The following is a 12,021-nucleotide window of genomic DNA, read 5'->3' on the forward strand; positions in this document are numbered from 1 at the left end:
TCAGGTTGTCCGGCACGTGTCGAGCCGCGGAACCGCGAGATCGCGAGGTGTCTCCGGCGATGCCGGGCATCGGCTCACCGACACTGACGATCAGTGTGACGTCGGCTTCACGGACCTGCAGCGGACCCGAATAGGTATGCGTCAGCCCACCGGTGACCGGGACGGTGTCGCCGTTCCGCAGATCGCTGTTGTGGTGGAAACGTACCTGTACTCCACCAAGGCCGCCGTCGTTACCGCCGGTGATGTCGCCGCCCGTCACAGCGATACCCCCGCCTCGGCGTAGTCCCAACGAGGAGGTGTGGGTGACATCCATGCCGGCGGTCTGAATGTGCTGTACCGAGCCTTCGCCATCCCAGACCGGCCGGGACTTCAGCGGCGCTCCGGCACCTGGACCGGCGATGGCCACGTAGACCGGCGTCTTGCCCTTCCCCGCGAAGTCGAACGTGTCGCGGACGACCTTCCCGGTGAGCAGCGCGTCGACCGCGACTTTGCTGGTGAGCCAATCCTCGAGCTTCTTGCGGGTCTCGACGTCGTTCGGGGCGAATCCGCCCACCTTGGCGGAGACCGCGTCATACACCGCACCGAGGTTCGAGAAGAGCGTGAGCTCACGGTCCGTCGAGCTGACCGGACGCTCCTCCGTCGCGGCCGGCTTTTCCTTCGGCCAGGCCAGCGTCACCTCGATGGCCACCTGATCGAACGACGAGCGCGACCCGCTCCACGGCAACTTACCAGGTGAGGTGCACTCGATTTCGACGATCGCGGTGTGATCTTTCTCGTCGTGCTCGACGTCGCGCTGGACTACCTTGATCTCGTCGACGTCCGAGCGAGCCACACTCAGATTGGATCGCCGCGAATTGAAAATCCCGAAGGGCCAAAGCCTGATGGAGACATGCCCGGTAGGAATGAAGATCACGAACGGCTCATGTTGCAACGGCAGGCTCTTGATGGAAGACGTCCGCTGGTCGAACCGGCGATTCGAGCTTTCCCGGTCCAACCGTATCGACCGGACGTTGCGTCCCTGGCCCAGCCGCAACAGCCGGATCCTGAACTCCGGATCGCCGTCGTTGGCTTGTTCCCCGAGGCTGATCGTGAACTGCCCGTCGGCGACCTCCTCCCATGCTTTGATCAGGTTCTCGTCCGAGGCCGCCACCTCGACGAACTTCCGGTAGTAGGGCGAGTCCGCATCCAACCGGGCCAGGATGGCGGCACGGATCGCCGGGACGCCCTTCCCGCCCTGGAACACCGGGCGCTGGGCGGCGGCTTGGACGGCCCCCGAATCAGGCGAACCACCGACCTCGTGCCCACGCAGCTGTCGCTCTCGCCGGATCTGTTCCCGGGCCTGGTCAGCACGCCGCTGCGCGTCGTCGGCCTGCCGATCCAGCACCTGCGCCCGCGCTTCCCTGCCCTGCTCCGCACTCGGTACCCGGGCTCGCAGCGTCTCCGCCCACGTCCGCAGCTCACCGGCCCGCGTCCGCAGCTCGTTCGCCTGTCCCCGCAGCCGGTCGGCCTGCTCGTCGAGTTCGTGCGCTCGGACCTCGTTCGGCTCGCGGCGCACCGGCCCCGGCTGCGAGGGCTCGGCCTGGCGATCCTGGCCGCCGACCTCGGTCGCCGGCCGTTCCGGCGACTGCCCGGAGTCGGCCCGCAGGTCGGCAGCCTGCGCCCGCAGCTCATTGGCCTCGTCGTCGCGTTCTTTGGCGCTCTCCACGGCCTCGTCGGCCAGTTCCTCCGCCCTGGCGGCGTCCTCGGGTTCCCGCAGCCGCCTGGCCTGCTCCCGCAGTCCCTCCGCCTTCTTCTGGTACCTGCTCGACTCCAGTGCCGCCGACTTCTCGCGCAGGACCGAGGCCAGATCCGAAGTCCGCAGCCGCCTCCCCAGCTCCGTGGCGTCCTGCCGGGCCTCGGCCATGATCTGCGACCAGTTCCGCGTGCCATCGCCGAGGCCCACCTTGCCGAACAACGACTTCGCCGCGTCGGCCGCCCGCTGCCGCCAGATCGTCGCGTCCGCGGACGACAGGCGAGGTTCCCGATCGCCACCGGCGACAAACACGGGTTCGGTGTGCGGCGTCGAGATCTGGCCGGCCGTGTTCCGCTCCTGCGCGATCGTCTGGCCGGATGGGTCGACGGTCGTCCCGCTCTCGCGCTGTTCGGAAGAGATGTCGCCCGGCTTTGCCAGGTCGACGTCCGATGTTTGCTCGCCTGGAGTCGAAGTCTTCGTTTCACCGCCATCGCGGTCCCGCGGATCCCGCGTTCCCGCAGAATCCGCGGGGTTCCAACCCTCGATCGCCTTGGCGGGATCCCAATCCTTGGCCGCCGCGGCGGGCTCCCAGTCTTGGAGCTGCGCGGTCGGATCCCACGTCGTTCCGACCGAAGAGTCCGACACTCGGCCTTCGTGCTCAAGGGAAACAAGATTTGCCGGCAACGATCCACCCATACCGGGCGGCTTCTTCTGCGCGCCAGTTTTCTCAAAATAGGCGGCCTTACTTGGGTCCATCCCTCGTTCGGCTTCGCTGACCAGCTTCTGCAGCAGCCGATAACCGTCCTGAGCGCGACTCTCCGGCGGCTTGGGATTGCTTGTCTTCTCCTCCAGAATCTTGTAGGAACCGTGCTCCGCCAGCCCATCGAATCCTTCGTTCCCGAACGCGGAAGAGGACGCGTCGCCGAATTCAAGATTGTTTAGGCGCAGGAGTGCGAAATGAGTTTTCCAGTTCGCACGTTCCAGGGGGTCAAGAGATTCATCTCCCACTATTTTCTGATAGACACTGTCAATTCCCTCTTCTTGCTTCCGCCCATACATCGCGAGCGCATGAACTGCCTGACCGGAACCATCGGCCAGGTGGTTCAAATGCCGCTGCAGATAGAATTGAGTCGAGATCAGCGACAGACCGGACTGAGCGTAGTCGATGAGCAGCACTGCCCGTTCTTTGGGCAGATCACCCAAGTACTTCACGAAATGCTCACGAAGAAGTTTGATCTGACCTTTTGTAGGCAGCGGCTCACCCCTAGCCTTGAAGGTCGACTGCAGAATCGAACTCCGCGGCGGGGACGGCCGAAAACTCGAGAGCGGAACGGAACGAGCATAGTGACCGCGCCCTTGGAGTGCGGCAATAACTGGCGCCGGACTGCGGCCGACGCCCACGTAGCTGAACCGATCCGGCGGATAGTCGCGGAGGATCGATTCGACCACACCGTTCATCGCAAGCACGATCCGTTGCTGCTCGGCCAGATGGTGCTGACCGGCGAGACGGCGAACCACATCACGGAAACGCGCCGCCTCGTCGAGGTGGTAAACGCGAGGAGGAGGCGCGTTTTCCATGTCTTTCGGCATGCCGACGTAAACCGCGATGGTCTGCGCTACGCCACCGTCGAGAGGGTAGGTTATCTCGTGCTCGGCCAGCCATGCTCGAACCCGCGCCGGATCCAACTTTACCGAATGTAGACCGTCCCGGAGGTAGGTGTCGTTCGACTCCGCCGGATGCCGGTCGATTGACTTGTCCGGACCCTCGATTACCGGTTCATCAAGGGAAAGGTCGAAGAAGTCTTCGTCGAAGTCCGCCTTGTCGGTGATCCGATCAAGATTCTCGGACATCTCGACCGACCGGGTACCAACCGGTGAATAGATCGGCGTGAAGATGATCTTCGGGTCCGAGGACACCGGCGCCGACCACACGGAGACCGGATCACCCAGTACGGCCAGCCGGCCCGTCCGGATGTCCTGCCATGTCGAACCGTCGTTCCACCTCGCCTGCCCATCGAAGAAGATGATGTTTCCATTACGTTTGTGCACGGTAATGAAATGTCCTTCGTCACCGCCAAAATAGACGTAGACGAGCTGATGAACGCCATCGTTCTTCTGCTCACGCACATACTTGATCACATCGTCATAGCCATTTTCGTTCTTGACCAATGGCCCCAAACCCGACTCCGGAACACGGTTGGGATCCACCACTCCGCTCGGGTTCGCCCGGAACTCCTGCGCCCGTTCAGGATGCCGGGACGCGTTGATCACCCCGACGTTCACCGGGAGGCAGTTCGTATCGCGCCCTTCGACATCCTGACTGTTGCGCGGGTTGTTCAAGTTCATGAAGGGGCCGAAACCGGTCTCCCTCAGGAACTCGGCCTCCCCCTGAGGGTCACCCGCGAAGTTTTCCTGCGAAAAAACGTCCGGGTCTGGATGCCTCGACCGTGAACCCGCCGACGCCGAAGACGCGCCTCCCCGGCCCGGCACCTTCGCCTTCGCCTTCGCCTTCGCCTTCATTTCCGCCCTGATGTCCTCCAGGCGGGATTTATCGTCGTATTTCTGCCGTTCGACCGGATCCGACAATAGCTTATAGGCAGGATTAACCTTTTCCGTAAGCCTATTTTTCCTGTCAATCCTCTCTTGCTCTTTCAGGTGTATGGTTTTGTCGGAATGCAATTCGAGGGCCAGCTTCTTATAAGAATTCTTGATCTCCGCCTGCGTAGCGTTAGGCGTGAGACCAAGCGCCTTGTAGTGACCAAGGTAGTCACCGGTCAAAACGTTCGCCCGCTTTTGCCTCGCCTCCTCCTGCCTCCGCGCCTCCTCCTTCTTCTGCCTCAGATCCTCCTCCCGCATCCACGCCTCCCACGCCTCCCACGCCTCCCGCTCCCGCCTCCGCGCCTCCCGCGCCCGCGCCTCCTCCCGCTCCCGCCTCCGCGCCTCCCACTCCCGCGCCTCCCGCTCCCGCCTCCGCGCCTCCCGCGCCCGCGCCTCCCCCCGCGCCTCCTCCCGCTGCCGCCTCCACGCCTCCTGATCGTTGCCCCTGTCCTCTTTGGCGGCGGGCCGGTCGCCATGCTGGAACCGGCTGCCCGCCTGTTCGTCGCTCGCTGTCCTACGGTCCAGGTCTGCCGTCAGCAGCTCGAAGGCCCAGGTGGCCTCCCCCAGCTTGGCCTCGTTGAGGCCTGCCTTGATCTGGGCGGCCCTGTATGCCTGCTCGATCGTCCTCAGATCCGGCTTCGCGTGCTCACTGAGATTTAGCAACTTGTACGCGTTACTTCGCGCGTTGGAAGATGTACCCGGCGCCGGGTTCGGACCAGGCTGAGTCGGCCGGTGTTGTCCAGAACCGCTCTCGGGCCGGTTCGGCCGCGACGGACTCTCAGTCGGCCGACGACGATCCGGACCGTGATCTTCTGGCCGCGACGGCCTCGGCGCGCCCTGTTCGGCGTCGCTGAACTGGCTGTCGGGCACGATCGACTTGCGGAGAACGATGGACCGGCCGCCGCCGCTGTTCCGCTCCACTTGCGCGGTGAACTCCACCAGCCCGGCGTTATCCATCACGACGAGCTTGCCGTTCTCCGCGAACGTCACACCCGCGGTTGTGCGAACGACCAGCCCCGGATTCCGCATCGCGATTTCGCTGGCCACCAATACCCCAAGATCCGGCTGTCCGGCGCTCTTGAGAGCGAAAATGAACATCGACTTGCGGCGTTCAGCGTGCGTAGCCGTACTGATGGTCTCCGCCGCCAACCCGACACTCAACGACCCCACACCGGCCGGCCTACCTTCGGGCTCGATGCGGAACTTGACGCGAGCGTCCGCGGAGTCACTGTGCCCAGGTTCGATCGCGACTATGAGGGGAGTTTCGAACGGCACGTTGATCTCGCCGCCGGGCCTGGCCAGGGCCGTCCCCACCGAATCACCGGTCAGCGAGCGCACTACCTTGAGGCGCCGGCTGACATCCCTGAACCAGCCGCGCATGGATTCTTTCAGTTCCGGATCGGCCAGAAAGTTGAACTGTTTAAGCTTTTGTGCGGGATCCTCGGACTCGAGGTACTTCACGTCCCCCAGCTGCCATCCGCGACCACTTGTCGTTGCGAAACGAGAGGAATCAGTACCGCCGGACCCAGCGTACCGACCAGTAGACCCACTAGGACCGTAACGGCCACCATAGCCGTACCGATCGGGTGCCCCGAAGACTGCGTCAACGCCGTTGCCGGGCAACTTCGGCGGGATATCGGAACTCGCCTTGGACACCTCGTTGCGCGGTAGTAGCACCGCCCTGATCCCATCCGTTCCGGACTCGACCAGATTTTCGATCCGAATACTCGGATCTATCGGGAGAACATCGGCGAAGTTGCCGATAGTGGCGTCCAGGTAGGCGAGTTTGCCAGTGGACGTCAGATACCCGAAAGTGATATGCCCAGTCTCGCTTCCCGGATTCTTCCTGGCGACGAGAGCGCCAAGATACTCTTTCTTCGAGGACAGGAGAAGCTTAACTACCGGCTCATTGTCATGGAACGGCCCAACAAGAGTGCCATTTGTTTCCTTGACCAAATCATTAAGCGACCACAACCCCTTCGAGGGTACCTCAGTAGTTGGCTCACCTCGCTGGATGGACTTCGCCAACTGCACGTTGAGTGGCCCACAACCGTCCCCCAATGTTCCGTTTTCCCGCCCGGCAGCATTGACAGCCAGGACGAACTGCCCATATTCCTTGTCACCCCGGAGAAACTCCCGGGAAACATCCTCGTTCGGGAAGCTACGCGACGTGAGCACCAAGTCCGAAGGCTCAACACTGACAACGTTCGAATGAACTTCACCAGCCGTAGCGGATTGGTCTCCCTCAGCCATTTTCGACGATTGGTCGTCATGATTGGGTAAATCATTTTGCGGGACGCCGTGCACGTCATCGTAACTGGGTAGATCATACCAATCCGACGGGAGCGGAAATGAGTCAAAGGACTCGTGCTGGTGCAGCACCCGCCCACGAAGAAACTCACCGATTCTGTTCAGATCATTGGCTGCGAATTCCAATTTCGGAGACCAGTTGCCGTCACTGCAAGTGATCTGCACGAGCACCGAGTCAGGCTTGCCATTTTCTGGCGGCACATGCCGGACTTCAACTGTAACTCGATTACCCGAGCCCGGACGGGTAATAGTTGCCGTGTGTTTACGGCCATCCACGGACAACTCGGTGGTCACCGTTGCATCATGCAAGTCAAACGAGTACGTCTGCTGCAGCCACCCGTCTTGGTAGAAATTCTTGAAGCGTTCAAATGCCTCCGGAATGCTCATTACCGGCGATTGGTCGCGAATGAGATCCACCGCGTCCTGGAATGACAGGTCATGCGCGTCAACCGAGATAATCGTGGCTCCGCCCTCACTTCGGCGGGCGGTTTCACGCAACGCCGTCGGCGCCAGCACCACCTCGGATTGATCGCTGTTGATCTCCGGCGGATCACCCGCACTCCGCTCGTATCCCGCCGGAAATGACAGCATCATCACCCGATGCTCCGGCGGAACGCTGATCTCCATGATCCTGTAGTTATGCAGACCGCCGCGCTGTTTTGCCCACTCTAGAACAAATTTCAGCGAGTGCGAGGTCGAGGAGGGGAGCACCTCATGAAATCCGGATCCGCTGAGTGAATCCTTACCAGAAAATACCGCTCGGTAGACCTTGAACGCTTCACGTGGCGGCTCGTTCGTCCGCAAGTGATCGGTGAGATTATAGAACTTCTTGACGTCCTTGACCAGATTTTCCAGGCGTACCCCGGAGAGGATCACCCGTCCGCCATCGCCGCGCTTTCCGGTGAAAAGGCCGTTAACAATTTCGCTGGCGAACCGGTGATCATGATCATTCTCTTTCAACGCCGACAGGTGCACTCGTGATACATCCACCGCAGCTGCCTGACTCGCCGACGCCGCGCCAACACTGTTACCAGGAGTGGATACGGTGACGGGGGCACTAACCGCGTGCTCATTCGGGATGCTCTGCAACGCAGGCACGGTATCCGATGGTCCATCGCTCGCTGGACGCGAGTGCCCCCCATCGGCAACTGGCTTCTTGCCGAGCGCCTCCGGCCCCTTCTCCGATCGCTTCGGCGGCTCCCGCCGGGGAGACGCTGCGCCAGAATCAGTCGCGTGTGCCGGCGCGTTCCGGGTGCGCCGTCGACTTTGCTGGTCCTGGATGCGGTTCTGCTGCTCGATCCGAACCTCACTGCGGACGTTCTGCAGTCGGTCGAAGACGTGACGGATGTGGTCCAACAGTTCCGCGCGGTTCCGCTGTGCCGGTATGTCCCTCAGCTCCAGTCGATGGTGACTGGGATCGCCGGCGGTCATATGTTCGACGTTGGTCGCCTGGTAATGCGAAGGACGGCTCTTGACAACGGCGACCTGCGTCTTGGTATCGGCATTTTTTCCGATATCCTCTACCGCCGAATTCACCAACTTCTCGTTGAACCCAGTGAGCTCATCGACTACGGCCGACATGTCCCGGTGACCGGCCCGGACATCCGCGAGCAACTCCTCAACCTTGACCTGGAATGCCTCCAGCGCGTTGCCACCCCCCTCGCTGTCCCTCATGCGCAGATCGTTCAGCCACGGGGTGTTCACCGGATCCTCGGCGTTCCGGAAAGCCTCCTTCCATTCTCGATGCCCGTCCTGAATGCTTTTAACCGTGGCGAGGAACAGTTCCACACTACTGCCGAACGAGGTATCCGAGTCGATGGAAAGATGCCCACCACCGCCATTGACGGACTTGTCAATTTTGAGACCCAAGCTGTCGGCCTGCTTGAAGATGTGATTGTCGACGATTTCGGCGACCCAGCTACCATTTTCGAACTTGGCGGCAGGGGAAGGCATCGTCTGGGTTTCCAGACAGTTGTCATCGACCCCAATCGCCCACCACCAAGTCTCCCCGTCCTTATTGGTATAGGTTAACTTCTTCGCACCATCCACATCCTCCACCCGGAGGTTGATGTCCTGGAGAGTGCGAGCGTTCGACCGCACCCGGTCGACCCACTGGTCGATCAGGCGACCGGCGAAATTTCGAAGGTTTTCTTGCTGCCGCTTCTCTTTACTGCCCGAAACCTGGTTGCTGACAACCATTCCAGCGATTTTCGGGTGCGCAAAAGTGAATTCAGTACCGATGAGAACCGATTTGCGAAGCGCTGTCCAGGAGTCATCGAACGCGGTGGCGGTCGCGTTTCGGATGGCGATCTCCTGTTCCATCCCTTTGAGAATGCTTACCGCCGCAGACTCCGCACTACTGACCTCTCGCCCAGCACTGACCGGTGCGCGTACATCGCCCCGATGAGTCGTGAAGAGCAACCGGATCGCGCCTTTTTCCACGTCGTTGAGCTGGGATTCTTTCTTGCCAACCCAGCCCAACAGCATCTGCGGGACCTTGACTTTACCGGTCCCCGTCTCCTCCGACACAATCCCGTGGTAATCATCGATGATCCCGGACCCCTTGGCCAGATATTCCTCGACAGATCCGCGATTGACGCTCGGCGCGTTCGACAGGTCGTGGTGATTTTGATTTGCCGCGACAGGGCCGGTGTCACCGGGCTGCGCCATATGATTATTCGGACGGCTACTCTCGAAGGCGCCGAACACAGCCGCGTCGCTGATCTCACGGCTCCGGTTTCCGGACTTGCCGGTTACCCCTTCGGTAGTGGCAGTCGCAGGGGTATCACCGGTCGGTTTGTGGCTCTGCTGCGACGAAAGCTGACGGTTCGAGGCGGCAGCGGGGTCAGTTGCCGGGGCTTCGTGGAGGTGGGGGCCTTCGATCTCGGTCTGGTGCCGGATTTGCGGTTTCGCGTGACCGGCGGTGGGATCGTGGTCCGCTTTGCTTTCCGGGGCCTTTTCCGTGACGCGTGTCTTGGCGGGGGTAGCCGCGTTCGGGGCGGGCTCGGGAGTACGCAGGGATCCTGTCGAAGGCGGCTTCGTGTTCGACGTTCCCGGTGGCTGGGCGGTGGTGTCCTTCGACGGTCCGCCGAGCTGCGCGGACGTGCCGGGTTCCGGTTGCGAGCTCTGGCCGAGCTGGTCAGCCGACGGTCGGCCGTGCTCTGGCCCGGCCGTGTTCTGGCCGGCAGGCACGTGCTGCTCGATGGTCATGTCCGCGCCCGGGGAGTCCGTCCGCTGTGGTGCGAGGGGCGGTGGTTCGACGGAGGTTTTCTGGTCGAGTGGCGACTGGCGGAGGTCGGCGTGGCCCTCGCCGAGCGACGGCTTACCTTCCGGCAGCGGCTGTCCGCTCTGCTGGGTCCGGGTCGCGTCGAATCCCGGTAGTTCCTTGGCCGGGCCAGAGGTCTGCTGTGTGCTGGTCTCGGGTTTCGGGGTCTGCGCCGGTGTGCTGCCCGGCGGCTGGCTTGGCTGGCCGGTGGCCGTGGTGGTGGTTCCGGGTTGCTGGGTACTGCCGTTCTCGTTCGGCTGCTGGTCGTTGCTGTGCCGCGTCGGGTCGATCGACGACGAAGACGGCGAGGAAGTCTGCGGCGTGTTTCCTGCTTCCGGGTGCTGCGCGCCGATGCCGGAACCTGTGGTGACGGTGGCCGGACCAGCATTCTGACTATGTGATGCGGGGTCGCTCACGGCGGGATTGTGACCCGCCGATGACAGCGACTCACCCGGCCGGACGTCCGACGTGCCCTGGTGAGCCACCGGCGCCTCCACCGACGGCTGCCCACCGGACTGCCGCACGGCCGGTGTCTGCTCACGGGGAGACTCCGCTCCTGGGGACTGGGCCCCGGGCGCAGCCGAGGTCCCGGGCGCAGGCGATGTCGCGGTGGTTCGTGAGGTCGTGATGGTTGGTGAGGTCGCAGGCGTGCCTGATGGCTGACTGGCCGCCGGTGGTGTGGGCTCGGGGCGGTAGGCCGGAGGAGGCGTATACGGGGCGTCATACGGCGGAGCCGCCGACGGCTGCGCCCCCTCCCCCACCTGGCCACCCGGCTTGTCACCCGGCTTGCCGCCGTCAGCCGAGGGCTTCCCACCCACGACCTGCTCCGTGACCTTGCCCCCCGGCGGATCCTGCGCCGGTTTCCCATCCTGGTCCAGGTGTTCCAGCTTCACCTCCGGAGACGACGTCAACTCCGGCGACGACGCCTCCACCACACCAGGACCACCCCCATGCGACCCCCCATGACCACCCCCATGCGACCAGTTGTGCACCGCCTTCGACGTACTACCCATCAAAAAACTCGAAATAAACGTCCCAAACGGATCCATCCCCGCACCCGCCGCCAAAATAAACGACACCGACACATCAATCGGCGCCTCCGAAAAATAATCCAAAATCCCCGCACCAGCCGGAGTATGGATAAAATCCTTCGTAAACTTGTTCTTCCCCGCAGCCATATGCATCGCCGACGCCAACATCGCCGCCACCATCCCCGCGACCGCCGACGCCACCAACGACTGCACATCCGCACCCTGCCGATGATGCTCCAAACTCGTCACCGCCTGCGGAGCCCCCGTCTCCACCGTCTCCTCCGCACCCTCCTGCACCACCTCACGCGCAAGCCACCACTTATCCCGCACCTTCGTCTTCGCCACATCAAAAACACCCTTCAACGTATCCGCGAGCAACCTCGACTGGACCGCCGACTCCTCCACAACCTTCGTAAACGCCCTATTCCCAGCCACCACCAACCCAGGAACACCCAACGCATCACCCGTCACCACCGCGATAAAAATATCCATCGCAAAAATCCACAGAACAAGCCACCCCTCATAAACAGACTCCTCCCCATTCACCCCCAACTGCGCCGACTGAAAACCCGTATACCGAGCCATCGCCGCCTGCCCCGGAACCCCATCCACCACCCCCCGAACATGATCCGCGAACGCCCGCGCAGTACCCCCACTAACATTACTCAAAACACCAGAAGAAAGACCATCAACATCAGCCACAGCCCCCAACAACGAATTCGCATGCTCCTCCAACCGAGCCTGCAACGCATACATATCACCCGGCTTCACCTGCGGCAACTGCTGACCCGTCGCCACATACATCATCGACTCATAAATAGGCCCCCAAAAAGGATCATCCGGTATATCAAAAACACCCATGACTCACCTGCCTATCCATGAACCGACAAATTAAGACAAGATCACCGGCCTTGTCCGGCGCCGTGGTCAGCTCGGCTTGGTCACATCCGCGTCACCTGACACTTGCGTCGCCTTCCAAGGCTCCACATGGGAACTATCCGGCTTGACGAAATCCCGCTTATAATGCGGCGCATCCGGCTTCTTATCCACCACCGCAGCCACCCACTGACCCGAATCCCCCTCAC

At 62.3% G+C, this 12,021-nt stretch carries 1 protein-coding gene (only partly in view); it reads right to left on the reverse strand.

Translation table 11 applies throughout. The annotated features are described in order from the left end of the window. A protein-coding gene (locus ACFW0G_RS34385; protein ID WP_378329646.1) for a DnaJ domain-containing protein crosses the window boundary here: on the reverse strand, positions 1–11,797 show its beginning. 16,319 nt of this gene lie to the left of the window's left edge; only the first 11,797 of its 28,116 coding nucleotides appear in the window; its start codon is at positions 11,795–11,797; its stop codon lies off the left edge, out of view. Between the last annotated feature and the right edge of the window lie 224 nt (positions 11,798–12,021).

The organism is Amycolatopsis sp. NPDC058986, from assembly GCF_042741125.1.
GTDB lineage: Bacteria > Actinomycetota > Actinomycetes > Mycobacteriales > Pseudonocardiaceae > Amycolatopsis.